The organism is Streptomyces sp. NPDC001700 (assembly GCF_053596435.1).
Genome location: NZ_JBSFGE010000009.1, coordinates 192,408 through 219,397, shown reverse-complemented (window position 1 = coordinate 219,397; position 26,990 = coordinate 192,408). Strand labels below are relative to the sequence as shown.

Genomic DNA, 26,990 nt, shown 5'->3' with positions numbered 1-26,990 from the left:
CAATCCTCGACGGGGTCAGGCATATCTGCCCGGCAATCACCCGTACCGGTGACCGTCGCCCGTCAGGACCGCCGCCAGGGTGCGGGCCGGGCCGTCTACGGCGGGGCCGTGGAGGAGTTCGGTGCGGTGGATCAGGCGGGGTGCGGTGAGGGGGATCGGGGCGATGCCGGGGGCGTTCTCGGCGGCGGCGTGGGGGAGCAGGGCCAGGCCGTGGCCCGCCGCGGTCAGGGCGAGGAGGGCGCGGACGTCGGTGCCCTCGTACGTCAGCGAGGCGCGGAAGCCGCCGGTGCCGCTCGCGGCGCGCAGCGGGCCGAGCGGCATCGCGGCGTCCGGGGCGTCCAGCCAGCGGGCGTCGGCGAGGTCGGCCAGCCGCAGGCCGAGGCGGCGGGCCAGCGGGTGGCCGAGCGGCAGGGCCACGACCAGCGGCGTCTCCGCGACCGCGGCCGTGGTCAGCGCCCCGGCGTCGGGGAGCGGCAAGGGATCGCCCGGGGCCGCCGGGCCGTCCAGCAGGCCCAGGTCCAGCGCACCGGTCGCGACGGCCGCCGGGACCTCCCGGCGGCCGAGGATCCGTACGGCGGCGCCCGCGTCGGGGCAGGAGCGGCGCGTCTCGTCCAGGGCCGCCGCGACGGCGGGCGTCATGGCCAGCGGCGAGGCGCCGAGGGCGAGCCGGGCGGCGGCGGGCCCGGCCAGCCGCTCGACATCCGCGCGGGCCGCGTCCAGCCGCCGCAGCAGCGGACCCGCGTGCTCCAGCAGCCGCGCCCCGGCCGTGGTGAGCGTCACGGGCCGCCGGGTCAGCAGCGGGGTGCGCAGATCGGCTTCGAGGGTCGCGATCTGCCGGTCGACGGCCGACCGCGTGGACCCGAGCCGGTGGGCGGCGTCGGAGAAGGAGCCGCAGTGGGCCACGGAGACGAAGGTGCGGAGCAGACGCGGGTCCATGGGGAAGAGTATCGCGGCTCGGCAGGTGCGTTCAGGCGCGTTCAGCGGCCTCCGGGCATCTCGGCGGGCATCGGCGAGCACGGTCCGCCACCCCTTCGAGTGCGGCCCGCACAACGGCATGACGCGACCCCGGTGGCAGGGCTGAGCTGACCACCGCGAGGGCCATGTATTAGAGTTATCTCGACATCGAGATATCTGTCGACGGGCGCACCGTCGCGCCCGCATCGGTAAGGGTTGCCTAACTTAGCCCTACCTTAGCGGATCGGCGCGGGCATGTCGCGGCAGCATTGCGGTGGTACGCGCGTAATTCATGCATGAAGGAGACTGTCGTGTCGGCGAACAGCTTCGATGCCCGCAGCACACTGCAGGTGGGCGACGAGTCGTACGAGATCTTCAGGCTGGACAAGGTGGAGGGGGCCGCCCGCCTCCCCTACAGCCTGAAGGTCCTGCTGGAGAACCTGCTCCGCACGGAGGACGGCGCGAACATCACCGCCGACCACATCCGAGCGCTCGGCGGCTGGGACTCCCAGGCCCAGCCCAGCCAGGAGATCCAGTTCACGCCGGCCCGCGTGATCATGCAGGACTTCACCGGTGTGCCCTGCGTCGTCGACCTCGCCACCATGCGCGAGGCCGTCAAGGAGCTGGGCGGCGACCCGGCGAAGATCAACCCGCTGGCCCCGGCCGAGCTGGTCATCGACCACTCCGTGATCGCCGACAAGTTCGGCACCCACGACGCCTTCAGCCAGAACGTGGAGCTGGAGTACGGGCGCAACAGGGAGCGCTACCAGTTCCTGCGCTGGGGCCAGACCGCGTTCGACGAGTTCAAGGTCGTACCGCCCGGCACCGGCATCGTCCACCAGGTGAACATCGAGCACCTGGCCCGCACGGTCATGGTCCGAGGCGGTCAGGCCTACCCGGACACCCTCGTCGGCACCGACTCGCACACCACCATGGTCAACGGCCTCGGCGTGCTCGGCTGGGGCGTCGGCGGTATCGAGGCCGAGGCCGCGATGCTCGGCCAGCCGGTCTCGATGCTCATCCCGCGCGTCGTCGGCTTCAAGCTGACCGGTGAGCTGAAGCCCGGCACCACCGCCACCGACCTCGTGCTGACCATCACCGAGATGCTGCGCAAGCACGGTGTCGTCGGCAAGTTCGTCGAGTTCTACGGCGAGGGTGTGGCGGCCACGAGCCTCGCCAACCGCGCCACCATCGGCAACATGTCGCCGGAGTTCGGCTCCACCGCCGCGATCTTCCCGATCGACGACGAGACCCTGAACTACCTCAAGCTCACCGGCCGCTCCGAGCAGCAGGTCGCGCTCGTCGAGGCGTACGCCAAGGAGCAGGGCCTGTGGCTCGACCCGGCCGCCGAGCCCGACTTCTCCGAGAAGCTGGAGCTGGACCTGTCGACGGTCGTCCCGTCGATCGCCGGTCCCAAGCGTCCCCAGGACCGCATCGTGCTCGCCGAGGCGGCGCAGCAGTTCGCCCAGGACGTCCGTAACTACGTCCCGGACGCGGAGGAGGACGAGGCGGGCAAGGAGTCCTTCCCGGCCTCCGACGCCCCGGCCGTCTCCAACGGCGTGCCCACCAAGCCCACCCTGGTGACCGCCCCCGACGGGTCCACGTACGAGATCGACCACGGCGCCGTGACCGTCGCCGCGATCACCTCGTGCACCAACACCTCCAACCCGTACGTCATGGTCGCCGCCGCCCTGGTGGCCAAGAAGGCGGTCGAGAAGGGCCTGACCCGCAAGCCGTGGGTCAAGACCACCCTGGCCCCGGGCTCGAAGGTCGTCACCGACTACTTCGACAAGGCGGGCCTGACCCCCTACCTCGACAAGGTCGGCTTCAACCTCGTCGGCTACGGCTGCACCACCTGCATCGGCAACTCCGGCCCGCTGCCGGACGAGGTCTCCAAGGCCGTCAACGAGGCCGACCTCGCCGTCACCTCGGTGCTCTCCGGCAACCGGAACTTCGAGGGCCGGATCAACCCCGACGTCAAGATGAACTACCTGGCGTCCCCGCCGCTGGTCGTCGCGTACGCCATCGCCGGTTCGATGAAGGTCAACATCACCACGGACGCCCTGGGCACCGACCAGGACGGCAACCCGGTCTTCCTCGAGGACATCTGGCCGACCGAGGCCGAGGTCAACGACGTCGTGGCCAACGCCATCGGCGAGGACATGTTCAACAAGTCCTACCAGGACGTCTTCGCCGGTGACGCCCAGTGGCAGGCGCTGCCGATCCCGACCGGCAACACCTTCGAGTGGGACACCGAGTCCACCTACGTGCGCAAGCCCCCGTACTTCGAGGGCATGACCATGGAGACGAGCCCGGTCGAGGACGTCACCGGCGCCCGCGTCCTGGCCAAGCTGGGCGACTCGGTCACCACCGACCACATCTCCCCGGCCGGTGCGATCAAGGCCGACACCCCGGCCGGTAAGTACCTCACCGAGCACGGTGTCGAGCGTCGCGACTTCAACTCCTACGGCTCCCGCCGAGGCAACCACGAGGTCATGATCCGCGGCACCTTCGCCAACATCCGGCTGCGCAACCAGATCGCGCCCGGCACCGAGGGCGGCTACACCCGCGACTTCACCCAGGCCGACGGCCCGGTCTCCTTCATCTACGACGCGTCGCAGAACTACCAGGCGGCGGGCACCCCGCTGGTCATCCTGGCGGGCAAGGAGTACGGCTCGGGCTCGTCCCGCGACTGGGCCGCCAAGGGCACCGCGCTGCTCGGCGTCAAGGCCGTCATCGCCGAGTCGTACGAGCGCATCCACCGCTCGAACCTCATCGGCATGGGCGTTCTCCCGCTCCAGTTCCCCGAGGGCGCCTCGGCGCTGTCGCTGGGTCTGACCGGCGAGGAGACCTTCGACATCACCGGCGTCACCGCGCTCAACGACGGCGGCATCCCGGAGACGGTGAAGGTCAAGGCTGGTGAGGTGGAGTTCGACGCCAAGCTGCGCATCGACACCCCCGGCGAGGCGGACTACTACCGCAACGGCGGCATCCTGCAGTACGTGCTGCGCTCGCTGATCAGCGAGTGATCAGCGAGTAAGACGCCTGCGCGTCACGGACGGGCCGTACCCCCGCGCATCGGGGGTGCGGCCCGTCCGCGTATCTCAGAGGAACGCGCCCGAGGGGATGTACGGCGACGGCGGCCGCATCCCGCGCAGGCACACATAGCCCGCGTTGGACAGCTCCAGACCCGCCTCCAGACCGACGTCCACCGCCCACTCCTGCTCGGCCGTCAGGTTCTCCACCGACGCCTCCGTGCCTGCCGGGAGGCTGAGCAGGGCGGCGGTCAGCAGGCGGCCCGCCAGACGGCGGGAGGTCGCGGCGAGCAGTTCGACATCCCCGTCCGCGCCGACGTAGCAGTAGCCGCTCCCGGCCAGGTCGTCGACGACCAGCAGCCGCGAGTGCCGCAGCATCTCCTCATGGTCGGGGCCGTGGGCCCCGCCGCGGGTGCGGCGGTCGACGGAGTCCATCAGGTCCCGGTGCCGTTCCGTGCCCTCGTGGACGGCGCCGTCGAGCGGCGGCAGCCGGGACTTCAGCTCCTTGTCGACGGTGCCGCGCAGCCGCATCGACGGATGCAGGGTGAAGCCCGCCCGCCGGTAGATGGCCGCCGCGCGCGGATCCCGGGACCCGCAGATGATCCCGCGCAGACAGGCCCGCCCGTACAGCAGCGCCGCCGCCATCAGCTCCCGGCCGATCCCGCGCCGCTGGGCCCGGGGCAGTACGGCGAACAGCGCGAGCCCCCAGGTGCCTTCGCGGCGCGTGGACAGCACCGTGCCGACCGGCATCCCGGCCTCGTCCACGGCGAGCCAGCAGCCGCCCGGATCGGTCCGCGCGAGATGGCGGTTGCGGCTGTCGATGCGGGCGAGCTGGTCGGGCGGCCAGTCGGCCGCCGGTTCGCCCCGCAGGGCGCGAGCGGTGTCGAAGGCGGCCGAGGCCACGGTCCTCACTGCCTCGGCGTCCGCCCCGGTGTCACGTAGCTGGCGGAGGATCATGTGGACCATCATGGCGCGAAATCTGCTGCTGGCTAAGACTCCGGGCGCGCGCCGCCGGAGCGGGCAGAGTCCCTGTCATGAGACTTCTGATGCTGGGCGGCACGGAATTCGTAGGGCGTGCGGTCATCGAGGAGGCCCTGGTACGCGGCTGGCAGGTCACGGCGTTCAACCGAGGCCGCCGGGGGACACCGCCGGAGGTCACCGCGCTGCGCGGCGACCGCACCGCGCCCGGTGGGCTCGCCGCTCTCGAAGACGGCGAGTGGGACGTCGTCGTGGACACCTGGTCCGGCGCCCCTTCGGTCGTCCGCGAAGCGGCCCGCCTCCTCGCCGGGCGAGTACGTACGTACGTCTACGTCTCCAGCCGCTCCGTCTACGCCTACCCGGCCCCGGCCGGACAGGCCGAGGACGGCCCGGTGGTGGAGGCGTCCCCCGACTCCGTCGACGTCGACTACGCGCAGGCCAAACGCGGCGGCGAACTGGCCGCGCTCTCCGTCTTCGGCGACCACGCGCTGCTGGCGCGGGCCGGGCTGATCCTCGGCCCGTACGAGGACGTCGGCCGCCTGCCCTGGTGGCTGACCCGCATCGCGCGCGGCGGCCCGGTCCTCGCGCCGGGCCCGCGCGACCTGCCGTTGCAGTACGTCGACGCCCGCGACCTGGCCGTCTGGCTCCTGGACGCCGCCGAGCGCGGCCTCGGCGGCCCGTACAACGTGGTCAGCCCGCAGGGCCACACCACGATGGGCGAACTCCTGGAGACCTGCGTACGTGTCACCGACTCATCCGCCGAACTGCGCTGGACCGACCCGCACCGCATCCTGGCCGCCGACATCGCCCCCTGGACCGACCTCCCGATCTGGCTCCCCCCGGGCGAGCTGTACGACACGCTGCACGCCGCCGACGTCTCGAAGGCGCTCGCGGCGGGCCTGCACTGCCGCCCCATCGCGGAGACGGTGACCGATACATGGACCTGGCTACGGGACTCGGACGGCCCTGCCCCGCAGGGGGTTGGCCTCTCACCGGAGAAGGAGGCGGAGGTACTGGCCGCGCAGCGTCAACGTGAATAGCTACTGCATACGTTCGAGTGATGCGAGGGGCAAATGCCACCGACACTTGCGCTCGCGTCATTAGCGTTCAACGCATGGTCAGTTCCTCACACGAAGCCCTCCACCGGATTTTCCAGGAGGACACGGGGGCCGTCGTCCGAGCGCTCAATCAACTGCTCGGTGTCCCCTTTCCGGAGGCGAGCAGGGCGTTTGTTGTCAGCCCTGATCTCACCGAGATCGCGCCGATCGAAAGACGGGTGGACACCCTTCTCCAGGTCGAGACCAAGGAAGACGGCACGTACTTATTCGCCATCGAGTCGCAGAGCAGGAGGGATCCGAAGAAGCCTGCGGCCTGGGCCTACTACCTCTCGTACATGCATGCGAAGTTCGGTCACCAGCCGGTGCTGATCGTGCTCTGTCCGGATGAGGCTACGGCCCGCTGGGCCGCCCGCCCGATCACACTCGGCATCCCCGACTATCCGTCCCTGACGGTCCGCCCACTCGTTCTCGGTCCCGGCAACGTTCCCGTCATCATGGATGCGAAAGAGGTGGCCCGGGATATCCCGATCGCTACCTTCTCTGCTATGACGCATAGTAGGGATGAAAACGTCGATGGCATGCTGAAGGTGCTGGCGACCACACTCACCAAGACCCTTCCCCTCGAAGAGGCGACTATGTACGCCGAGATCGTCGCAGCGGGCCTCGGCAACACCCCGGCAAGACAGATTTGGAGCGATCTGATGTCCGCACTGCTGAATTTTTTCCGTTCTGACCATGCACAGCGGGCCTTCGCTGTGGTTCGGGCTGAAAAGGGTGCGAAAGATGTTCTGCAGGTGCTCAGCTGTCGGCAGCTTGAGGTCCCCGCCGAGGCCCGTGAGCGCATCCAGTCGTGCACGGATCTGGACCTCCTCGACACCTGGCTGGTACGGGCTGTGACGGCCTCTCGCGTCGAGGAACTGTTCGACTGATGTCCACGCTGCTGAACTTCTTCCGTTCCGAGCACGCCCAGAGGGCCTTCGCCGAGGTTCGGGCGGAAAGGGATGCCCAGAACATCCTGCGAATTCTCCAGGCTCGGGGGCTCGAAGCCACTGCTGAGACGCGTGAGCGCATCGAGTCGTGCAAGGACATGGACGTCCTCGGCATCTGGCTGGATCGGGCCGCGACCGCTTCCCGTGCGGACGAGCTGTTCGCCGACGGTTAGCGCTGGGGCGGGCGGAGGGGGGAGACGTCGATGTACCACTCTCGGCCGAGGAGCAGGCCGAAGAGGGGCGACGGTAGGCGGGTCAGTTTCTGCATGGCGGCGCTCGTGCGGCCCGTGCCGTTGATCTGGGAGCGGTGGGCCGCCAGGGCCGCCTGTTTCTGGCTGGCGTAGCGGCGGACGTCGAGGCGGTGGGTGATGGCCGAGCGGGGGCTGAAGCGGGTGCTCAGCTCGTCGGGGCTGAAGCGGAGGGGGATCCTCAGCCGGTGGGCCAGGTGCACCAGGCGTTCGGCGGTGTCGCGGGGGAGCGTGGCCTCCAGCACCCTCGGGGTCTTGGCCAGTTCGGCGGCGCGGCGGCCGACTTGGTGGACCTTGATGTGGTCGCGGTGGCCGTAACCCCCATGAGGGTCGTAGTGGAGCAGCATCGACGCGTCCTCCTCGCGGAGGATCGTGGCCAGGCGCTCGGCGGCCTCCTCCGTGTCCGCGCGGACGAAGCGCGCACGGTCCGGCGGGTCGGGGTAGAGGATCGGGCCATGGCCGCTGTCGGCGTAGCCGAGGTGGACGACGCGGTCGACACCCAACAAGGCGGCGCTGGTGTGCAGTTCGCGCAGGCGGGGCGACGCGCCGTCCGGCGGCGCGGCGTCGACCAGGCCGTCCGTGGCGACCACGACCACCACCCGGTGCCCCTCGTGCGCGAGCCGGGCCAGCGTGCCGCCGGTCAGCAGCACCTCGTCGTCGGGGTGGGCGTGGAATGCCAGGACGGTAGCCATGCGCCCATCCTGGCACTCCACCGCGTCCCCCGCTCAGCCGAGCAGTTCGACCTCGGCCAGGGTGGCCTTGCCGTCCGGCACCAGGCGGTAGTGCGCGTACGAACCCGGCGTGGAGACGGAGAAGACGCGGGTCTGCTTGTCCCAGGACCATGACTCGTCCGAGCGCCGGTCCAGGGGCTGCCACTTCTCGCCGTCGTCCGAGCCTTCGAGGGTCCAGCCGGTGGGGGCCTTGGAGCGATCGGCGGAGGTGAGGGTGTATTGGACCGCGCGGCCAGCCTCCTTCACCGGCAGGGTCACCGACTCGAATGTTGACTCCGTGCCCGACGTGTCATCGAGGAGCGCCGTGCCACCGCTCGGCACGGTCAGATCGCGGCGCGGCGTCGGCACCTTGTCGTCCTGGGTGATGGAGGACGGCGCGGACTTCGCACCCGTGCCCCACGCCGACGGCTTGGCGCCCATCGCGAACTCCAGCGTGCCGCCCCGGGCGAGGACCGAGTGGGGGAGGGCGGTGGAGTTCCAGGGCTTGCCGTTGACCTTCAGCCCTTGGACGTAGACGTTGGACCGACTGTTGCGCGGCGCCTTGATGACCAGGTCACGGCCGTTCTCCAGGTGCACCGTGGCCTTGGTGAACAGCGGTGAGCCGATCGCGTACTCGGAGCCGCCCATCACCAGCGGGTAGAAGCCCAGCGCGCTGAAGAGGTACCACGCGGACTGCTCGCCGTTGTCCTCGTCGCCGTGGTAGCCCTGACCTATCTCGCTGCCGGTGTAGAGCCGGGACAGCACCTCGCGGACCTTCTCCTGCGCCTTCCAGGGCTGTCCGGCCGCGTCGTACATATACGTGGCGTGGTGGGCGACCTGGTTGCTGTGCCCGTACATGCCCATCCGGACGTCGCGGGCCTCGGTCATCTCATGGATGACGCTGTTGTAGGAACCCTTGAACTCGGCAGAGGCGGTCTCCGGGGTGGAGAAGTAGGTGTCGAGCTTGTCGGCGAGGCCGGAGCGCCCGCCGTACAGATTGGCCAGGCCCCGGCTGTCCTGCGGGGCAGTGAAGGCGTAGCCCCACCCGTTGGTCTCGGTGTAGTCGTAGCCCCAGATCCTCGGGTCGTACTTCTCGGACGGGACGCGCCACTTCCCGGCCGCGTCCCGGCCTTGGAAGAAGCCCGCCTTGTCGTCGAAGAGCGTGACGTAGTTCTGGGCGCGGTGCAGGAAGTAGTCGGATTCTTCCTTGTAGCGCGCCTTCTTGGTCTTGGCGTAGAGCGCCTTGCCCATCTTCGCCAGGCCGAAGTCGTTGAGGTACCCCTCCAGCGCCCAGGACAGGCCCTCATGGGTCTCGGTGCTGGTGTAGCCGAGGAAGGGGGACGTGGACATGCCCTTCCTCCCCACGCCCGACGACGGCGGCACGGCGGTGGCGTTCTTGAGCGCCGCCTCGTACGCGGCCTCGGCGTCGAAGCGGACGCCCTTGAGGTACGCGTCCGCGAAGGCCACGTCCGAGCTGGTGCCGGTCATCAGATCGGCGTAGCCGGGGGAGGACCAGCGGGAGATCCAGCCGCCGTCCTTGTACTGCTGGACGAAGCCGTCGACCATCGTCCCGGCGCGCTTCGGCGTCAGCAGCGAGTAGGCGGGCCAGGTGGTGCGGTAGGTGTCCCAGAAACCGTTGTTGACGTACACCTCGCCGTCGACGATCTTCGCGCCGGTGCGGGTCGGGGTGTTCTCCCCGGCGGCGGGCGAGAAGGCGCTCGCGTACTGGTAGCGCGGCTTCCGAACGGTCCCGGTGTTCTCGTAACCGGAATTGGGATAGAGGTACAGACGGTAGAGGCTGGAGTAGAGCGTGGTGAGCTGGTCGCGGCTCGCCCCCTCGACCTCGATACGGCCCAGGATGTCGTCCCAGGCGCTCTGGGCGCGCCGCTCGACCTGCTCGAACGAGGCCGAGGCGGGGATTTCGCGCTCCAGGTTGGTCTTCGCCTGGTCGACGCCGATGAGCGAGGTGGCGATCCGGAGGGTGACGGTACGGTCCTTGCCGGGCGAGAAGCGGAAGTAGCCCGTGACGTCCTGCCCGCCGCCTCCGGGGAGCTTGCCGCTCGCGCTGACGGGTGCGTCGAAGACGCCGTAGACGAACATCCGGGTGGCGCCGGTGGACAGCCCGCTCTTGACGTCGGAGTAGCCGGTGACGACGCCGTTCTCGGGGTCGAGGGTGAGCCCGCCGTTGTTGTTGACGTTGTCGAAGATGACGCTGGCGTCCTCACCCGGATAGGTGAACCGCATGACCGCCGCGTGGTCGGTGGGCGCGATGTCGGCCTTGAGGCCGTTCTCGAACGTCACGCCGTACTGGTGCGGCCTGGCCGTCTCCTCGCTGTGCCGGAAGGGCAGCGCGCGGGCGGTGCGGGAGGCGTCCGGGGCGCCGGACGCGACGGACGGCATCACCTGGAACGTCTGCCGGTCGCCCATCCACGGGCTCGGCTCATGGCTCGCGCCGAACGCCTGGATGGTGGGCAGGTTGTCGGCGTTGTTGGCGCGGGCGTACTCGTAGAGCCAGCTGGTGGAGCCCGCGTTGGTCACCGGCGTCCAGAAGTTGAAGCCACCGGGGACGGCGGTCGCGGGGAAGTTGTTGCCGCGCGAGAAGCTGCCGCTGGAGTGGGTGCCACGGGTGGTCACCGCGTAGTCGGAGAGGTGCTTCAGGGGCTTCTCGGGCGCCCGGGGGGCGAGGGAGATGTCGTCCACCCAGCCGCGGAACGTCGCCGGGCCCTTGGGGGAGTCGTACGCGACGAGGATCCGGTCGACGGTCTTGCCCGCCGCGACGGTCCCGATCCGGGACTCCTTGTGGTTCCACTGGTTGACGTACAGCGTCTTGGAGGCCGCCTGCCCCTGGGGGCTCATCCGGGCTCCGTGCTGGTCCACCGCGCGGGGCAGTTCACTCAGGTAGGTGCCGTCGGTGAAGGCGAGGTCGACGGAGACATGGGTGGCGGGATAGCTCAGATCCGTCTCGCCCATCGACGGGAAGATCCGGTACGAGAGCAGGCTGTCGCGGGTGACGGCCGTGTTCACGTCGAAGACCTTGTTGTACGAGTACGCCCGGCCGTCCGGCTTGTGGGTGCCCGCGTAGCGCAGCGCGCGGACGCCGGTGAAGCCCGCGTTCCCCTTGGCGGTGGGGGAGCCGGACGGGCCCCGGTCGACCAGGCTGCGCATATCGGCGGGGGCGGGCGGGGTGGTGTCGCCATTGGCGAACTGGATCTCGGCGAGCTGGGTGGCGTCCGCCCCCTTGTTACGGGTGATCTCCAGCCGTAAGTGGCGGTACGCGGCGGCGGCCTCGGCGGAGAACTCGCGGGTCTGGTGGCGCTTCTCGAAGACCTGGTCCTTACGGGTGTCCAGCGTCGTCCAGTCGGAACCGTCGGCCGAGCCCTTCAGCGTCCAGTCGGCCGGGTCGCGCTCCGGGGCGTCGTTGGCGGAAGTGAGGGCGTACCGGACGACATCGACGGGCTCGGACAGGTCGAATTCGAGCCAGGCGGTCTCATCGAACGCGAGCCACTTGCTGGTGGTCTCACCGTCGATCAGGTTCTCCTTGGTCTCACCCGCGTCGGCGTACTCGCCGCTGGCCCGGACCTCGGTGACCTTGTCGGTCACGTTCCCGGGGATGCCGGAGCTGTAGCCGCCGTCGACCCCGTCGGCCTTCTTCTCGCCGTCCGGGGTGGTCTCGACGGTGTTGCGCCAGTCGGGCTGCGGATCGTCCGCTTCGAAGGACGAGGCGAACTCCCCGGCGGCGCGGTCCCCGGCGGCGCGGCTCTCGGCGGTACGGTCCGCCGCCGCGCCCGGCCCGCGCGGAACGGCGGTCGCCGCGCCCTGGGCGGTCACCGCCAGCAGAACGGCCGCCACCAGGGCGGCCGCTCGACCGGACGTATGCCTGCGTCTGAGCCGTCTCTGTCGCATACTCAGCCTCTCAACGAGTCTGACAACGTTGTCGATGGGGTGGGGCAAGGATAAGTAGGGCTTCGAGGGGCGGGTGGTGTCAAGGTTGCGGAAGTTCGTAACCCCTGCGGGTGAGCACTCCATGCGAGTGATCTTGGAGTGGCGACCGCGCGACGCGGGCCGCACCCGCGCCGCGATGCGGCCCGCGCCCATGACGGGCGGTCAATAATCCATCAGCTGGGAGAACCGGACTTGGTGGCCATCGACAGACGGCACTTCTTCGCCTTCTTGGAGGAGTCCGCTTGGAGGGCGGAGACCTTGACGGTCTTCTCGGAGTTCCCCGCCACCGAGGCGTCGGACTCCGAGCCCGTGGTCACGACCTCGCCGGTGCTGTCCACGAACCCGACGAGGAGGAAGTAAGAGGCGGTGGAGGAACTGGAGTTGCTGATCGTCACGTTGGCGTACGGCTTGCCGTCCGCGCTCCAGCCGCACGTGCCCATCTTGGCGTCCGCCGATATCAGCCCGGAGCCGCCCGTGGGCCCGTCCGAGGGGGTGTCGGTGGGGTCCTCGGTCGGCTCCTCCGTGGGCTCCTCGGTCGGTTCCACCGGGAGCCGGGCCATGCCCTTGCCGATCGCGGCGGCGCCCTTGGTGTCCCCGGCCGGTGAACCGCCCCGGTCCGTGCCGCAGCCCGCGGCGAGCGTGAGTGTCGCGGCCACGACAACAGTGGTGGCGAGAGGAAGCTGCTTCCGGGACACGAGGACCGCCCTTCGAGGGTCGCGCGCACGGCTGAGTGCCGTACGGGCTGGGCCCCCCACGGTATGTCGGACAGGTCTCAACTCGGGAAAGATGCCCACCCGATGACCATTCGATCTTGCCCTCTCGATGCCCAGTGGACTATACCTTTCGCCTTGGGGGTGCCTTTCGGGTCAGGCCGGATCAGCGAGCGGCGTCTGGCGCGGTGGCTCGCAACTCGCGTGAGGAGAGCGCAGCGGCGCTGCGTGCGACGAGCGCGGGGCCGCGAGGTGCCGTGCCAGGCGTCGGGAGCCCGGCATGATCCGGAAGGCACTCCCAAGGGGGGAGGCCGTGCCGCGGCCGTGTCGAGCTGGCCTCGACGGTTCTGAGCCCTCCCGGCGCACACCCAGCACCACCCCGCTTCACGCTTCAACTGACCCGCGGTGTCGGGCCCCTCGCCCGGAGGCGAGCATGTACGGGAAACCGTTACACCGCCTGAGTCCTGACGAAGGCGAGGACTTGAGCATGGGATCCACCCCAGATTTCGGACGGCGTGACCTGATCAAGCGGTCGGCGGCCCTCGGACTGATCACCGTGCCCGCGATGGGCGTGCTCTCCGCCTGTGCCAGCGGCGGTGACGACAGCGAGAAGAAGGTCGACAAGGGCAAGAAGAGCGCTAAGAACCCGCTCGCCGTCAACGAGAGCGCCGCCCTCGACGTCATGATCTTCGACGGCGGCTTCGGGCAGCAGTACGCCAAGGACGCCGAGGCCGAGTACGCCGCGGCCTTCCCGAAGGTCAAGGGCAAGGTCAAGCACTCGGCGACCCAGAAGATCCAGACGGTCCTTCAGCCGCGCTTCAACGGCGGCACCCCGCCGGACCTCGTGGACAACAACGGCGCCGAGCAGATGGACATGGGCACCCTGGTCGGCAAGAACCAGCTCACCGACCTCACCCCGCTGCTCGACGCACCCTCCGTCGACGACCCGGACAAGACCGTGCGCGAGACGCTGCGCCCCGGTGTCGCGGAGATGGGCCAGTTCGACGGCAAGCCGGTGTACGTCCTCTACTACGCGTACACCGTCTACGGCGTCTGGTACTCCAAGACCAATCTGGCCAAGCTCGACGCGGAGTACCCGGAGACCTGGGACGACATGCTCAAGGTCTGCGAGAAGGCCAAGAAGAAGGGCGTCGCGGGCTGGACCTACCCGGGCAAGTACCCGTACTACGTGCCGTTCAGCCTCTACCCCTTCATCGGCAAGATCGGTGGCAATGACGTCCTGAACGCCATCGACAACCTGGAGCCGAACGCCTGGAAGGACCCGGCCGTGAAGGCCGCCTTCGAGGCGTACTACGAGCTGTACAAGAAGGGCTACATCCTCAAGGGCACCCCCGGGCTGACCCACATCGAGTCGCAAACCGCCTGGAACGAGGGGAAGGCGCTGTTCATCCCCAACGGCTCCTGGGTGGAGAACGAGGCGTCGAAGACCACGCCGAAGGACTTCCAGATGGCGGTCGGCGCGCCCTCCAGCCTCGACAAGAGCGACAAACTGCCGTTCGGCACCCTCTGGGCCTCCGGCGGTGAGCCCTTCATCGTGCCGAAGTCGGCGAAGAACCCCCAGGGCGGCATGGAGCTGCTGCGGATCATGCTCGGCGAGAAGTCCACCAAGAACTTCATCAAGCAGGTCTCCTCGCTCTCCTCGCTGAATGGCGGCACCGAAGGCCTCACCCTGCCGTCAGGCCTCGCGTCCGCGCAGGAGTCGCTGGAGAAGGCGGGTAAGAACGTCCTCAACCCGCGCATGCAGGACTGGTACGGGACGCTGCAGAAGCAGAAGATCGGCGTGGGCGTGCTGGGCGAGATGATGGCGGGCCGGATGACCCCGGCCGAGGCAATGAAGAAGTGTCAGAAGTTCGCCGACGACACGGCGAAGGACGACGCGGTCAAGAAGTACAAGCACGTCTGACCGAGGCACAGCTGATGGGGTTCGTAGCGTCACCGGCGGCATTATCCGCGAGGGAAGTCCGAGGTCGGTAGAAATGCAGCATGGGAAATACCGGTTCATCGCGGGGTTCCTGGCCCTGCCGCTGATCCTTTACGCGGTCTTCGTGATCTCGCCGTTCGTTCAGGCCATCTATTACTCGTTCACGGACTGGACGGGCCTGAGTTCCGACTTCAAGATGGTCGGATTCAAGAACTACAGCTGGCTGCTGCAGGACGACCTCTTCTGGAAAGCGGTCGGCCATAACGTTCTGCTGCTGCTGGTCGTGCCGCTGGTGACGCTCGGACTCGGACTCTTCTTCGCCTTCATGCTCAACGTCGGCGGCCGTGGCAGGAAGAACGCGGCCGTCACGGGCGTGCGCGGGTCGAGCGTTTACAAGGTGATCTATTTCTTCCCGCAGGTGCTGTCGATCGCGATCGTCGCCCTGCTGTTCCAGTTCACCTACAACCCGCGCAACGGCGCGCTCAACGCCTTCCTCGGCGGGATCGGCCTGGACGCGCTGCAGCAGCAGTGGCTGGCCGATCCGAAGTTCGCGCTGTGGAGCCTCATGGTCGTGATGGTCTGGGCCAATGTCGGCTTCTACGTCGTCCTCTTCTCCGCCGGGATGAGCGCCATCCCGAGGGACTACTACGAGGCCGCGCTGCTCGACGGCGCCAACCGTGTGCACACCTTCTTCCGGATCACCCTGCCGCTGCTGTGGGACACGGTCCAGACCGGCTGGATCTACATGGGCATCATCGCCCTCGACGCGTTCGCCGTCGTGCAGATCATGACGATCGGTCCGGGCGGTCCCGCCGACTCGACCCAGGTCCTGGGCTTCTACGTCTACACCAAGACGTTCAGCGACGGACAGGCCGGACGGGCGACCACGATCGGCGTCGCGATGCTGATCGTCACGCTCATCTTCGCGGTCGCCGTGGGCAGGCTCGGGCGGCGCGAACGGCTGGAGTACTGATGCCGGGGACCGTGACCGCACCAGCGACCGCACCAGCGAACCACCGCTCGACCGCCGACCTGGGGGGACCACAGTGACCTCGCAAGCAGAGCCCTCGGAACTCCCCCGCGTCACCAAGGACGAGCCGCCGCTCGCCGCCCCCGTCGGCAAGCGGCCGCCGCGCTTCACCCCCGAGGGGCGGATCGGCAGCGAGGGCAAGGTCCTCAACGTCTTCTCGCACGGCATGCTGGTGATCTGGGGGCTGCTCGTCACCATGCCGCTGCTGTGGGCGGTGATGAGTTCCCTCAAGACGGACAAGGAGATCTTCACCTCGCCCTGGGGGCTGCCCTCCACGCTGCATTTCGACAACTGGTCACGCGCCTGGAGCAAGTCGAACATCGGCGACTTCTTCTTCAACACCGTTCTGGTGGTGGGCTGTTCGCTGGTCGGCACGATGCTGCTGGGGGCGATGGCGGCGTATGTGCTGGCCCGCTTCGAGTTCCCCGGGAAGCGCGTCGTCTACTTCATGTTCGTCGGCGGGATGAGCTTTCCCGTCATCCTGGCGCTGGTGCCGCTGTTCTTCGTCATGAAGAACATGAGCCTGCTCAACACCTTCCACGGGCTGATTCTGGTCTATATCGGCTATTCGCTGCCGTTCACCGTCTTCTTCCTCACCTCCTTCTTCAAGACCCTGCCCACCTCGGTGGCGGAGGCGGCGCTGATCGACGGGGCGTCCCACACCCGGACGTTCTTCCAGGTCATGCTGCCGATGGCGAAGCCCGGACTGATCAGCGTCGGCATCTTCAATTTCCTCGGCCAGTGGAACCAGTACATGCTGCCCACGGTGCTCAACACGGACGAGGACAAGCGGGTGCTCACCCAGGGGCTGGTACAGCTCGCGGCCAGCCAGCAATACAAGGGAGACTGGTCGGCACTGTTCGCCGGGCTGGTGCTGGCGATGCTTCCGGTTCTCGCGGCCTACATCGTCTTCCAGCGCCAGGTCCAGAGCGGACTGACCGCGGGGGCGCTGAAATAAAGTTCCGCATACTGTCTTTTATGTGAACGAAACGAATGTCATGTCTAGGGCTTGACGTGGCATGAGCGAGGCGGCTCAGCTTAGAGTTCACATGTTGGAGACAAGGCGGGAGTGGATGGGCGTGGAGACTCCGGGATCGCAGTCGTCGCTGCACCGGGCCAACCTCGAACGGGTGGTCCGTGCGGTGCGTATGGCGGGCTCGCTCACCCAGGCGGAGATCGCCCGGTCCACCGGGCTGTCCGCGGCCACCGTCTCCAATATCGTGCGCGAGCTGAAGGACGGCGGAACGGTCGAGGTCACGCCCACTTCGGCGGGTGGCCGCCGGGCGCGCAGCGTCTCGCTCAGCGGGGACGCGGGCATCGTCGTGGGCGTGGATTTCGGCCATACGCACCTCAGGGTCGCGGTCGGCAACCTCGCCCACCAGGTGCTGGCCGAGGAGGCCGAGCCGCTGGATGTGGACGCCTCCTCCGCGCAGGGCCTCGACCGGGCGGAGCAGCTGGTCAGCAGGCTGATCGCGAGCACCGGGCTGAGCCGCGACAAGGTCGTCGGCGTCGGCCTCGGCGTCCCGGCCCCGATAGACGTGGAGACCGGCACGCTCGGCTCGACCGCGATCCTGCCGGGCTGGGCGGGCACCAATCCGCGCGACGACCTGGCCGAGCGGCTCGGGGTGCCGGTGCACGTCGACAACGACGCCAACCTGGGCGCGCTCGGCGAGCTGGTGTGGGGCTCCGGGCGCGGGGTCGCCGACCTCGCGTACATCAAGGTCGCCGACGGCGTCGGCGCGGGGCTGGTGATCAGCGGCCAGATCTACCGGGGCCCGGGCGGTACGGCGGGCGAAATCGGCCACATCACCCTCGACGAGTCGGGTCCGGTGTGCCGCTGCGGCAACCGCGGCTGTCTGGAGACCTTCGCCGCGGCCCGCTACGTGCTGCCGCTGCTGCGTTCCAGCCATGGCGCCGACCTCACCATCGAGCGCATGGTGCAGCTCGCCCGGGACGGCGACCCCGGCTGCCGCCGGGTGATCGCGGACGTCGGCCGGCACATCGGCAGCGGCGTGGCGAACCTGTGCAACCTGATCAACCCCAGCCGCATGGTGCTGGGCGGCCACCTCGCCGAGGCGGGGGAGCTGGTGCTGAGCCCGATCCGTGAGTCGGTCGCGCGGTACGCCATCCCGAGCGCCGCCCGTCAGCTGGCCGTGATGCCCGGGGCGCTCGGCGGCCGGGCCGAGGTGCTGGGCGCCCTCGCGCTGGTGCTGAGCGAGATGGGCGACTCGACGCTGCTGGAGGGCGCGCTGTCGGCGGGCACCCCGGCGCTCGCCTGACCCCGCCGCCGAGCCCCGCTGCTGAACCCCTCCGCCGACCCCTGTCGCGCGTTCACTCAGATAACGAATGGCACCGTTGCCATCTCGTTAAGGATTTACTTCTTGACGCCATGACGGCGGCCGAGTTGACTTCACGCCACCTCGGCCGCAATGACGCGGCCTCGTCAGGGAGGTCACCCCCGTTATGAACGCAACGATGCGTCGCGTCGCCATTGCCACCGCTGTCGTATCGATGGCCGCCTCGCTCGCCGCCTGTGGTTCGGCGAAGGAAGCGGATAACAAAGGCGAGAAAGAGAAGAAGACCGGAGCGCTGACCATCGGGCTCCTTCTGCCCGAGGACCAGACGGCGAGATACGAGAACTTCGACCGGCCGCTGATCAAGGAAAAGGTCCTGGCCGACTGTTCGGATTGCAAGATCCAGTACGCCAACGCCAAGTCGGATCCGTCGGTACAGCAGCAGCAGGTCGACTCCATGATCACCAAAAAGGTCGACGTCATCATTCTGGACTCGGTGGACTCCAAGTCCATCGGCGGTTCGGTCAAGAAGGCCGCCGAGGCGAATATCCCGGTCGTCGCCTACGACCGGCTGGCCGAGGGGCCGATCTCCGCCTACACCTCCTTCGACAACGAGACGGTCGGCAAGGTCCAGGGCGAGGCACTGCTGAAGGCCCTGGGCGACAAGGCCAAGGGCGGCAAGGGCAAGATCGTCATGCTCAACGGCTGGGAGGCCGACCCCAACGCCGCCATGTTCAAGAAGGGCGCGCTCTCGGTCCTCAAGGGCAAGGTGGAGATCGCCAAGTCGTACGACGTCGACCGCTGGCTGGCCGAGGAGGCCAACAAGTCCATGACGGGCGCCATTTCGTCCGTCGGCAAGAACAACATCGTCGGCGTCTACTCCGCCAACGACAGCATGGCGGGCGGCGCGATCACCGCGCTCAAGAGCGGCGGCGTCAAGCCGCTGCCCCCGGTCACCGGCCAGGACGCCGAACTCGCCGGTGTGCAGCGGGTGGTGAGCGGCGAGCAGTACATGAGCGTCTACAAGTCCTACGTGGAGGAGGCGACCGCGGCCGCGAAGATGGCCATCGCCCTCGGTCGCGGTGAGAAGGCCGCCGGGACCAGCACGGTCGACAGCCCGACCACCAAGGACATCCCGGCCACGCTCATCCCGCCGGTCTCGCTGACCAAGGACAACATCAAGAGCACCGTCATCAAGGACGGTCTGTACACGGTCGGCCAGATCTGCACGCCGAAGCTGAAGGCCGCCTGCGACGCGGCCGGGCTCAAGTAGCCCCTGCCGGACCGGAGCGGGCCGTACGTGACGTTCGCCGGCGGCCCGCCCGCCGACCCCCAACACCCCCAACATCCCTACCCGAGGGGAGAGTTATCTCCCCTCCGTCACACAGCAGGGGCCGCCCCTGCCCGGAACGGAGATGGCCATCGTGCCAAACGAACCCGTGTTGGCGTTGCGCGGGATCTCCAAGCGGTTCGGCGCCGTCCAGGCGCTCACCGACATCGATCTGGAGGTCCGCGCCGGTGAAGTGGTCGCCCTGGTGGGCGACAACGGCGCCGGTAAGTCGACCCTCGTCAAGGCGATCGCCGGAGTCGGCCCCGCCGACGAGGGCGTCCTCGCATGGCAGGGCAAGCCCGTCACGATCGCCCGGCCGCACGACGCCCAGGACCTGGGCATCGCGACGGTGTATCAGGACCTCGCCCTGTGCGACAACATCGACGTCGTCGGCAACCTCTTCCTCGGCCGCGAGATCCTGCGCGCCGGGGTGCTGGACGAGGTCGAGATGGAGCGCCGCGCCCGCGAGCTGCTGAGCACCCTGTCGATCCGTATCCCCAGCGTGCGGATCCCGATCGCCTCGCTCTCTGGCGGCCAGCGGCAGACCGTCGCCATCGCCCGCTCGATGCTGGGCGAGCCGAAGCTCGTCATCCTGGACGAGCCGACCGCCGCCCTCGGCGTCGAGCAGACCGCGCAGGTCCTCGACTTGGTCGAGCGGCTGCGCGAGCGCGGCCTCGCCGTGATCCTCATCAGCCACAACATGGCCGATGTGAAGGCGGTCGCGGACCGGGTCGCGGTGCTGCGGCTGGGCCGTAACAACGGCACGTTCGACGTCCGTACCACCTCTCAAGAAGAGATCATTTCCGCCATCACCGGCGCCACGGACAACGCCGTGACCCGCCGCAAGGCGCGCAGCGGGGAGGCCGCCAAGTGAGCACCCGTCTCGACAAGTCCAGCGGTGGTGAGGGCGGCAACAAGGCCCCGGCCGGACCGGCCGACGCCAGCCCGGTCGCCAAGGACGCCGTCACCGTGGTGGATCCGCGGCTGCTGGTGCGCCAGGAGGGGTTCAAGGGCTACCTCAACGAGTTCGCCCGCAAGATGCGCAGCGGCGATCTCGGCGCGGTCCCGGTGATCGTCGGCATCGCCGTCATCTGGGCGGTCTTCCAGTGGAAGGACAGCGCCTTCCTCTCGCCCAAGAACCTCTCCGACCTGTCGATCCTCATCGGCGGCACCGGCATGATCTCGGTCGGGATCGTCTTCGTGCTGCTGCTCGGCGAGATCGATCTGTCGGTCGGCTCGCTCAGCGGTCTGGCCGCGGCGACCCTCGCGGTGCTCAACATCCGCGAGGGCGTGCCCGAGGGCGTCGCCGTGCTCGCGGCGCTGGCCACCGGCGCGGCGCTGGGCGCGCTGCACGGCTTCTTCTTCGCCAGGGTGGGCGTCCCCGCGTTCGTCGTCACCCTCGCCGGTCTGCTGGCCTGGAACGGGCTGATGCTCCAGGTGCTCGGCACCACCGGCACCCTCGGCATCGACGACGACAGCTTCGTGCGCATGCTCACCGATCACTACTTCAGCCAGCTCATCGCCGCCTACGGCGCGGCGACGGTCGCGGTGGCCGGGTTCTTCCTCGCCCAGTTCCTGGACAGCCGGCGCCGCAAGGCGGTCGGCATACCCTCGCGGCCGCTGAGCGAGATCCTGGTGCGCACCGCCGTGCTCGCGGTGATCGTCTACGCGGCGGCCTGGCGGCTGAACGAGTACATGGGCCTGCCGCTCGCCCTGGTGATCTTCGTGGTGGTGCTGGTCACCCTCGACTTCGTGGTGCGCCGCACCCCGTACGGACGCAAGGTGATCGCGCTGGGCGGCAGCGTCGAGGCGGCCCGCCGCGCGGGCATCAACGTGGTCGCCATACGGATCTCGGTGTTCGCGATGTCCGGGCTCATGGCCGCGTTCGGCGGTCTCATGATCGCGTCCCGGATCGGCTCCGCGAGCCAGCAGGCCGGTACCGGCAACCTGCTCATGGAGGCCATCGCGGCCGCCGTCATCGGCGGCACCAGCCTCTTCGGCGGGCGCGGCTCGGTGTGGTCGGCGATGCTCGGCATGCTGGTCATCGGCTCGATCTCGTCGGGGATGAACCTGCTGGGCGTCGCGAACTCCGTGCAGTACATGATCACCGGCGCGGTGCTGCTGGCCGCCGTGGTCATCGACTCGGTGTCGCGGAGAACACAGCGCTCGGCGGGCCGCGGATAAGAACGGCGGGGATAAGGAACGCTTCGCCTCCGGGGCACGTCTTCCCCGGAGGCGAACCGAGTCGTCGCATAAGGCAGCATTAGACTCTCGGGGGCTACTGGAGACGCTCGACAGCAAGGAGGCACGGGTGCTGCTGACCGGCATCAGGGGACCGCGCGATCTGGACCGGCTCGCCCCGGAGCAGCTGAACCAGCTGGCCGCGGAGATCCGCACCTTTCTCGTCGACGCCGTGTCCAAGACCGGAGGGCATCTCGGGCCCAATCTGGGTGTGGTCGAGCTGACCATCGCCCTGCACCGGGTCTTCGAGTCGCCGAAGGACAAGGTGCTGCTGGACACCGGCCACCAGTCGTACGTCCACAAGCTGCTCACCGGGCGCCAGGACTTCTCGCGGCTCAAGAAGAAGGACGGGCTGTCGGGTTACCCGTCGCGCGCCGAGTCGGAGCACGACGTCATCGAGAACAGCCACGCCTCAGCCGTCCTCGGCTGGGCCGAGGGCATCGCCAAGGCGAACGAGCTGCGGGGCAGGCCGGACCATGTGGTCGCGGTCATCGGCGACGGCGCGCTGACCGGCGGCATGGCCTGGGAGGCGCTGAACAACATCGCCGCCGCGAAGAACCGCCCGCTGGTCATCGTCGTGAACGACAACGAGTGGTCGTACTCGCCGACCATCGGCGGTCTCGCGAACCACCTCGCCACGCTGCGCACCACCGACGGCTACGAGCGATTCCTCGCCCGTGGCAAGGACCTGCTGGAGCGCACCCCGGTCGTCGGCCGCCCGCTGTACGAGACGCTGCACGGCGCGAAGAAGGGGCTGAAGGACTTCATCGCCCCGCAGGGCATGTTCGAGGACCTGGGGCTGAAGTACGTCGGCCCGATCGACGGCCATGACATCGAGGCGCTGGAGTCCGCGTTCCAGCGGGCGAAGCGTTTCGGTGGCCCGGTCATCGTGCACTGCCTCACCGAGAAGGGCCGTGGCTACACCCCGGCCGAGCAGGACGAGACCGACCGTTTCCACGGCATCGGCCCGATCCACCCCGACACCGGGCTGCCGATCTCGGCGGGCGGCGCCGACTGGACCTCCGTCTTCGGCGAGGAGATGGTCAAGCTCGGCGAGGAGCGGGAGGACATCGTCGCGATCACGGCGGCGATGCTGCACCCGGTGGGCCTCACCGAGTTCGCGAAACGGTTCCCGGACCGGGTCTACGACGTGGGCATCGCGGAGCAGCACGGCGCCGTGTCGGCGGCGGGTCTGGCCACCGGCGGTGTGCATCCGGTCTTCGCGGTCTACGCCACGTTCCTGAACCGGGCCTTCGACCAGGTGCTGATGGATGTCGCGCTGCACAAGTGCGGGGTCACCTTCGTCCTGGACCGGGCCGGGATCACCGGCTCGGACGGGCCGTCGCACAACGGCATGTGGGACATGTCTCTCCTCCAGGTCGTCCCCGGGCTGCGGATCGCGGCGCCGCGTGACGCGGGCCAGGTCCGCGCCCAGCTGCGGGAGGCCGTCGAGGTGGACGACGCGCCGACGGTGGTGCGGTACTCGAAGGGCGCGGTCGGCCCGGAGGTCGCCGCCGTCGGGCGGATCGGCGGCATGGACGTGCTGCGCGAGCCCGCGGCGAGCGCCGGGGACGACCCCGATGTGCTGCTCGTCTCGGTCGGCGCGCTGGCCCCGATGTGCCTGGAGATCGCGGACCTCCTGGACAAGCAGGGCATTTCGGCCACGGTGATCGACCCGCGCTGGGTCAAGCCGGTGGACGAGGAGCTTCCCGCGCTCGCCGAGCGCCACCGCGTCGTCGTCACCGTCGAGGACAACAGCCGGGTCGGCGGTGTGGGCTCCGCCATCTCGCAGGCGCTGCGCGACTCCGGCGTCGACATGCCGGTCCGCGACTTCGGCATCCCGCCGCGCTTCCTGGAGCACGCCTCCCGCAAGGAGGTCATGGCCGAGATCGGTCTGACCGCACCGGACATCGCCCGCCAGGTCACCGGCCTGGTGTCGCGGCTCGGCGGCGGCTACGAGGAGTCGTCCGGTACGGAGGGGCGTGGCGTGACGGCCCCCGCCGAGCCGGTGCGCGACTAGCTTCCGGCGGATAGGTTCTGCGTCACAGGGCCCCGGCCCGGACCCCAGCGGTCCGGGCCGGGGCCCTGTCGTGCTCCGACCGGCCCAGCCCGCTCCCGCCTGCCCGCCCCCATCGGGTGAATCGGCGAGGCCGCCGGGTGTGCGTGCGCCGCTCCCGCGCGGTTGGCAGAACCATGACGCGCGGGGGCAGGCGCAGGAGGTGTCACCGGTGAGCGATGAGGAACCAGGCGGCGGCGGAGGCCGGAGCGGTCCCCGGGGCAGGGCCCGGCCGGACTATCTGCGGACGAAGACGATCGAGCAGTCCATCCAGGACACCGAGGAGCCCGAGCACGCCCTCACCCGGTCGCTGTCCGCCCTGGACCTCACGGTCTTCGGCGTCGGCGTCATCATCGGCACCGGCATCTTCGTGCTCACCGGGGCCGTCGCCAAGGAGCAGGCGGGCCCGGCGACCGCGCTGGCCTTCGTGGTGGCGGGCGTGGTGTGCGCGCTCGCCGCGCTGTGCTACGCCGAGTTCGCCTCGACCCTGCCGGTGGCCGGGTCCGCGTACACCTTCTCGTACGCCTCGCTCGGCGAGCTGCCCGCCTGGATCATCGGCTGGGACCTGGTCCTGGAGTTCGCGCTCGGCACCGCCGTGGTCGCGGTCGGCTGGGCCGGGTACGTACGCTCGCTCCTGGACAACGCCGGGTGGCGGCTGCCGGCCGTACTCTCCGGGCCCGATGAGGCGAGCGGCTTCACCTTCGACATCCTCGCCGCCGCCCTGGTGCTGGTGCTGACCGCGATCCTGGTCCTCGGCATGAAGCTGTCCGCGCGCGTCACCTCCGTGGTGGTGGCGGTGAAGGTGACCGTCGTCCTGCTCGTCATCATCGCGGGCTCCTTCTTCATCGACGCGGACAACTACCGTCCGTTCATCCCCGAGGCCGAGGGCACGGTCTCCGCCTCCGGGCTGCGGGCGCCGCTGATCCAGCTGATGGCCGGGTACGAGCCGACGACCTTCGGTGTCGCCGGGATCTTCACCGCCGCCGCCGTGGTCTTCTTCGCGTTCATCGGCTTCGACGTGGTGGCCACCGCGGCGGAGGAGACCAAGCACCCGCAGCACGACATGCCGCGCGGCATCCTCGGCTCGCTCTTCATCTGCACCGCGCTCTACGTCGCGGTGTCCATCGTGGTCACCGGCATGCAGAAGTACACCCGGCTGACGATCGACGCCCCGCTCGCCGACGCCTTCAAGGCGACCGGCCACCCCTTCTACGCGGGCCTCATCAGCTTCGGCGCCGCGGTCGGGCTCACCACCGTGTGCATGATCCTGCTGCTGGGCCAGACCCGGGTCTTCTTCGCGATGAGCCGCGACGGGCTGCTGCCGAGGTTCTTCGCCAAGGTGCATCCGCGGTTCGGCACCCCGTACCGCTCGACGGTCCTGCTGGGCGTCCTGATCGCGGTGGTCGCCGGGTTCACCAGCATCTCGGAACTGGCGGCCCTGGTGAACATCGGCACCCTCTTCGCCTTCGTCGTCGTCGCGCTCGGCGTGGTCGTCCTCCGCCGCTCCCGCCCCGACCTGCCCCGCGCCTTCCGCACGCCGTGGGTGCCGGTGCTGCCCGCCGTGTCCGTGGCGGCGTCGCTGTGGCTGATGCTGAATCTGCCCGCGGAGACCTGGCTGCGGTTCGGGGTGTGGATGGTGCTGGGCGTCGTCATCTACGTCCTGTACGGGCGCGGGCACAGCCGCGTGACCCGGTCGGGCACCCGCCGCTGACGCGTCTTCCTGACGCCGCGTCTAGCCCCGGACGGCGCGCGGGCCCACGACCTCCGCGCCCAGCGCCGTCACCCGCTCCCGCAGCTCCCGGTCGGCCGTGACCACCAGACAGGGCCGCTCCGTCTCGCGCGCGGCCGTCAGCTCCACGATCAGGTCGTCCGCGCTCCCCGGCGCCGCCTCCACCCGTACGCCCTCCACGGGCTCCACGCCGCGCGCCGCGCCCTCCACCACCAGGACGATGTCCAGCGGCGGTTGACGGGCCCAGTCGGGGACGCCCGTGCGCTCCGGGACGCCGCTCACCGCGACCGCGCCGAGCCGGTCGCGCAGCCGCTCGGCGGCCCCGTGCCGGTCGCGCCACCAGCCGTCCGGGACCGAGCCGACCACGTTTGCCGCGTCCACGATGACGAGCCCGCCGAGACTACTCATAGACCAGGCAAAATACTATGGGCGAGGGGGATCAGGTAGATCGACGCGGGAAGGTTGGCGGCGGGCCATGGCGTTGCGGTTGCTCCGCGGCAAGGACGGCAGGCTCACGGCCTACGCACTGGTGGCGGGCGGTGTGGACCGCTGGACCGAAGAACGCCGGGGCGGGCCGGGCTGGACGGGCCCCTGGCGGATCGAGGTCCCCGGGCTGTCCCGGCTGACGGCCGCTCAGGGGGCCGACGGCTACGCGCATCTCGTGGGGCTACGGCGCACGGAGGGCAAGGACGGGCCACAGGTCGACCTCGTCCACGCGACCCAGTTCCAGACCGGCCGCGCGCTCACCGCGTGGCACTCCCTGGGCACCCCGCACCCCAAGGACCGCGCCAAGGCGCAGCGGATCGGCGTACCGGCCGCCGCGGTGGACTCCACGGGCGCGCTCCGCGTCTTCGTCCGCAACGCCGGGGGCGGGGTGAGCGCGCGGCGGCAGGACCCCAAGAAGGGGACGTGGGACCGCTGGACCGACTGGAAGGGTACGGACGTCCTGGACGGGCTGTCGGCGGCCGTGACCGCCGACGGCCGTCTCGAACTGTTCGCACCGTCCTGGAAGGGCGTCGCGCTGCGCTGGCACCAGCCCACGCCCGGCGCCGCCCCGAAGCGCGGCGAGGACATACCCGCCGACGCCCGGCCGGATTCGGCGTCCGCGGTGGAGACCAGCCCCGGCACCGTCACCCACTACTGGCGCGACGTCCGCAGCGGTGAGGTCCTGGCCTGGCGGCCGGACGCCCCGGCCCCCGCGCCGCTGGGCGGGCTGACGGGTGCCGGGCCGGTCGCCGCGCTGCGCGCCCCGGTGGACGGCCACGACTGCACCGTCCTGGCCCACCGCGACGCCGCCAGCGGACGGCTGGCCGTCGCCGCGTATCCGGCGGAGGACGAGGCGGCGGGCGTGTGGTGGACGCCGTCCGGCGACCCCGGCGCGCAGCACCCGGCGCTCGCGCTGGACGGGCAGGGGCTGGTGGTCCTGGCCGCGCTCGGGCCGGACGGCGGTCTGCTGGTGGCGCGTCAGAAGACGGACGAGCGCGGTCTCGCGCTGCGCGCCTGGTCCAGAGTGGGCGGCTAGGCCGCGCCCGGCCCAGCCGCACGGTGTCGACACGGCGCCCAGCGAACCGGCCGGTCCGATGCTCGTCCCGGGCGTGCCCCGGCCGCAGGCAGTGCTTGCCGCCGGGCAGTGGCCGGGCCGCGGTAGGCGACGCGGGCGGGACGCCTGCCCCGAGGCGCGGCGACGACGGTGGGGCGAGCCCCGGAACGCCCCGGGCGCCGGGCGGGCCTTTGCCCACCCGGC

Annotated in this window: 20 protein-coding genes; 14 read left to right on the top strand and 6 right to left on the bottom strand. The window is 69.7% G+C overall.

Annotated features, from left to right (window positions below):
• Positions 1–36: 36 nt before the first annotated feature.
• Positions 37–936 carry a LysR family transcriptional regulator gene (locus ACWC5C_RS19310; RefSeq protein WP_450876750.1) on the bottom strand — a complete coding sequence of 300 codons (900 nt, stop codon included), beginning with the start codon at positions 934–936 and terminating at the stop codon, positions 37–39.
• Between the two features lie 329 nt (positions 937–1,265).
• Between ACWC5C_RS19310 and acnA the strand changes: the two genes are divergently transcribed.
• On the top strand, positions 1,266–3,983 hold the full coding sequence (acnA, locus tag ACWC5C_RS19305; RefSeq protein WP_450876748.1) for an aconitate hydratase AcnA: 2,718 nt from the start codon (positions 1,266–1,268) through the stop codon (positions 3,981–3,983).
• A 75-nt stretch (positions 3,984–4,058) separates the two neighbouring features.
• On the opposite strand, the gene ACWC5C_RS19300 is transcribed toward acnA, so the two are convergent.
• Entirely contained in the window at positions 4,059–4,946 is an 888-nt protein-coding gene (locus ACWC5C_RS19300; protein ID WP_450876746.1) for a GNAT family N-acetyltransferase, read from the bottom strand.
• A 77-nt stretch (positions 4,947–5,023) separates the two neighbouring features.
• Between ACWC5C_RS19300 and ACWC5C_RS19295 the strand changes: the two genes are divergently transcribed.
• The 3 genes from ACWC5C_RS19295 (at position 5,024) to ACWC5C_RS19285 (ending at position 7,187) form a co-directional block, all read left to right on the top strand.
• Positions 5,024–6,007 (top strand): NAD-dependent epimerase/dehydratase family protein, encoded by a 984-nt coding sequence (locus tag ACWC5C_RS19295; RefSeq protein ID WP_450876744.1) that lies wholly within the window; start codon positions 5,024–5,026, stop codon positions 6,005–6,007.
• A 74-nt stretch (positions 6,008–6,081) separates the two neighbouring features.
• Positions 6,082–6,954 carry a hypothetical protein gene (locus tag ACWC5C_RS19290; protein ID WP_450876742.1) on the top strand — a complete coding sequence of 291 codons (873 nt, stop codon included), beginning with the start codon at positions 6,082–6,084 and terminating at the stop codon, positions 6,952–6,954.
• Positions 6,954–7,187, top strand: coding sequence for a hypothetical protein (locus ACWC5C_RS19285; RefSeq protein ID WP_450876740.1), 234 nt, complete (start codon positions 6,954–6,956; stop codon positions 7,185–7,187). The genes ACWC5C_RS19290 and ACWC5C_RS19285 overlap by 1 nt, the downstream gene beginning before the upstream one ends.
• Here the strand turns inward: ACWC5C_RS19285 and ACWC5C_RS19280 are convergent.
• The 3 genes from ACWC5C_RS19280 to ACWC5C_RS19270 form a co-directional block, all read right to left on the bottom strand.
• On the bottom strand, positions 7,184–7,954 hold the full coding sequence (locus ACWC5C_RS19280) for a PIG-L deacetylase family protein (protein WP_450876738.1): 771 nt from the start codon (positions 7,952–7,954) through the stop codon (positions 7,184–7,186). The two genes, ACWC5C_RS19285 and ACWC5C_RS19280, sit on opposite strands and share 4 nt — an antisense overlap.
• A 33-nt stretch (positions 7,955–7,987) precedes the next feature.
• Positions 7,988–11,875 carry a GH92 family glycosyl hydrolase gene (locus ACWC5C_RS19275; protein ID WP_450876737.1) on the bottom strand — a complete coding sequence of 1,296 codons (3,888 nt, stop codon included), beginning with the start codon at positions 11,873–11,875 and terminating at the stop codon, positions 7,988–7,990.
• A gap of 212 nt (positions 11,876–12,087) precedes the next feature.
• Positions 12,088–12,570, bottom strand: a complete 483-nt coding sequence (locus tag ACWC5C_RS19270) for a hypothetical protein (protein WP_450876735.1) — start codon at positions 12,568–12,570, stop codon at positions 12,088–12,090.
• 541 nt (positions 12,571–13,111) lie between these two features.
• On the opposite strand from ACWC5C_RS19270, the gene ngcE reads away from it, so the two are divergent.
• The 9 genes from ngcE (at position 13,112) to ACWC5C_RS19225 (ending at position 25,228) form a co-directional block, all read left to right on the top strand.
• The gene (gene ngcE / locus ACWC5C_RS19265; RefSeq protein WP_450876733.1) at positions 13,112–14,548 is read left to right on the top strand and encodes an N-acetylglucosamine/diacetylchitobiose ABC transporter substrate-binding protein; all 1,437 of its coding nucleotides are present in this window, start codon (positions 13,112–13,114) and stop codon (positions 14,546–14,548) included.
• Positions 14,549–14,621: 73 nt separating this feature from the next.
• Entirely contained in the window at positions 14,622–15,539 is a 918-nt protein-coding gene (locus ACWC5C_RS19260; RefSeq protein WP_385447696.1) for a carbohydrate ABC transporter permease, read from the top strand.
• A gap of 73 nt (positions 15,540–15,612) precedes the next feature.
• Entirely contained in the window at positions 15,613–16,554 is a 942-nt protein-coding gene (locus ACWC5C_RS19255) for a carbohydrate ABC transporter permease (protein WP_450876730.1), read from the top strand.
• A 121-nt stretch (positions 16,555–16,675) separates the two neighbouring features.
• Entirely contained in the window at positions 16,676–17,875 is a 1,200-nt protein-coding gene (locus tag ACWC5C_RS19250) for an ROK family transcriptional regulator (protein WP_450876728.1), read from the top strand.
• Positions 17,876–18,059: 184 nt separating this feature from the next.
• Positions 18,060–19,163 (top strand): substrate-binding domain-containing protein, encoded by a 1,104-nt coding sequence (locus ACWC5C_RS19245; protein WP_450876726.1) that lies wholly within the window; start codon positions 18,060–18,062, stop codon positions 19,161–19,163.
• 142 nt (positions 19,164–19,305) lie between these two features.
• Positions 19,306–20,094: an ATP-binding cassette domain-containing protein gene (locus ACWC5C_RS19240; RefSeq protein ID WP_450876724.1), complete on the top strand. Its 789-nt coding sequence runs from the start codon at positions 19,306–19,308 to the stop codon at positions 20,092–20,094.
• Positions 20,091–21,404 carry a sugar ABC transporter permease gene (locus ACWC5C_RS19235; protein WP_450876722.1) on the top strand — a complete coding sequence of 438 codons (1,314 nt, stop codon included), beginning with the start codon at positions 20,091–20,093 and terminating at the stop codon, positions 21,402–21,404. Before ACWC5C_RS19240 ends, ACWC5C_RS19235 begins: the two co-directional genes overlap by 4 nt.
• Before the next feature lie 127 nt (positions 21,405–21,531).
• Complete coding sequence (dxs, locus tag ACWC5C_RS19230) at positions 21,532–23,481, top strand: 1-deoxy-D-xylulose-5-phosphate synthase (RefSeq protein ID WP_450876720.1); 1,950 nt, start codon at positions 21,532–21,534, stop codon at positions 23,479–23,481.
• Positions 23,482–23,680: 199 nt separating this feature from the next.
• On the top strand, positions 23,681–25,228 hold the full coding sequence (locus tag ACWC5C_RS19225) for an amino acid permease (protein WP_450876975.1): 1,548 nt from the start codon (positions 23,681–23,683) through the stop codon (positions 25,226–25,228).
• Positions 25,229–25,249: 21 nt separating this feature from the next.
• Here ACWC5C_RS19225 and ACWC5C_RS19220 read toward each other — a convergent pair whose 3' ends face one another.
• Entirely contained in the window at positions 25,250–25,654 is a 405-nt protein-coding gene (locus ACWC5C_RS19220) for an NTP pyrophosphohydrolase (protein WP_450876718.1), read from the bottom strand.
• Between the two features lie 67 nt (positions 25,655–25,721).
• Here ACWC5C_RS19220 and ACWC5C_RS19215 point away from each other — a divergent pair, with 67 nt between their 5' ends.
• Complete coding sequence (locus tag ACWC5C_RS19215) at positions 25,722–26,768, top strand: hypothetical protein (protein ID WP_450876716.1); 1,047 nt, start codon at positions 25,722–25,724, stop codon at positions 26,766–26,768.
• The last annotated feature ends 222 nt before the right edge of the window (positions 26,769–26,990 follow it).

Coding starts and splice junctions, on each gene's coding strand:
- ACWC5C_RS19310 (WP_450876750.1), bottom strand. CDS start 936: ATGGACCCGCGTCTGCTCCGCACCTTCGTCTCCGTGGCCCACTGCGGC.
- ACWC5C_RS19300 (WP_450876746.1), bottom strand. CDS start 4,946: ATGATCCTCCGCCAGCTACGTGACACCGGGGCGGACGCCGAGGCAGTG.
- ACWC5C_RS19295 (WP_450876744.1), top strand. CDS start 5,024: ATGAGACTTCTGATGCTGGGCGGCACGGAATTCGTAGGGCGTGCGGTC.
- ACWC5C_RS19290 (WP_450876742.1), top strand. CDS start 6,082: ATGGTCAGTTCCTCACACGAAGCCCTCCACCGGATTTTCCAGGAGGAC.
- ACWC5C_RS19285 (WP_450876740.1), top strand. CDS start 6,954: ATGTCCACGCTGCTGAACTTCTTCCGTTCCGAGCACGCCCAGAGGGCC.
- ACWC5C_RS19280 (WP_450876738.1), bottom strand. CDS start 7,954: ATGGCTACCGTCCTGGCATTCCACGCCCACCCCGACGACGAGGTGCTG.
- ACWC5C_RS19275 (WP_450876737.1), bottom strand. CDS start 11,875: ATGCGACAGAGACGGCTCAGACGCAGGCATACGTCCGGTCGAGCGGCC.
- ngcE (WP_450876733.1), top strand. CDS start 13,112: ATGGGATCCACCCCAGATTTCGGACGGCGTGACCTGATCAAGCGGTCG.
- ACWC5C_RS19260 (WP_385447696.1), top strand. CDS start 14,622: ATGCAGCATGGGAAATACCGGTTCATCGCGGGGTTCCTGGCCCTGCCG.
- ACWC5C_RS19245 (WP_450876726.1), top strand. CDS start 18,060: ATGAACGCAACGATGCGTCGCGTCGCCATTGCCACCGCTGTCGTATCG.
- ACWC5C_RS19240 (WP_450876724.1), top strand. CDS start 19,306: ATGGCCATCGTGCCAAACGAACCCGTGTTGGCGTTGCGCGGGATCTCC.
- ACWC5C_RS19220 (WP_450876718.1), bottom strand. CDS start 25,654: ATGAGTAGTCTCGGCGGGCTCGTCATCGTGGACGCGGCAAACGTGGTC.
- ACWC5C_RS19215 (WP_450876716.1), top strand. CDS start 25,722: ATGGCGTTGCGGTTGCTCCGCGGCAAGGACGGCAGGCTCACGGCCTAC.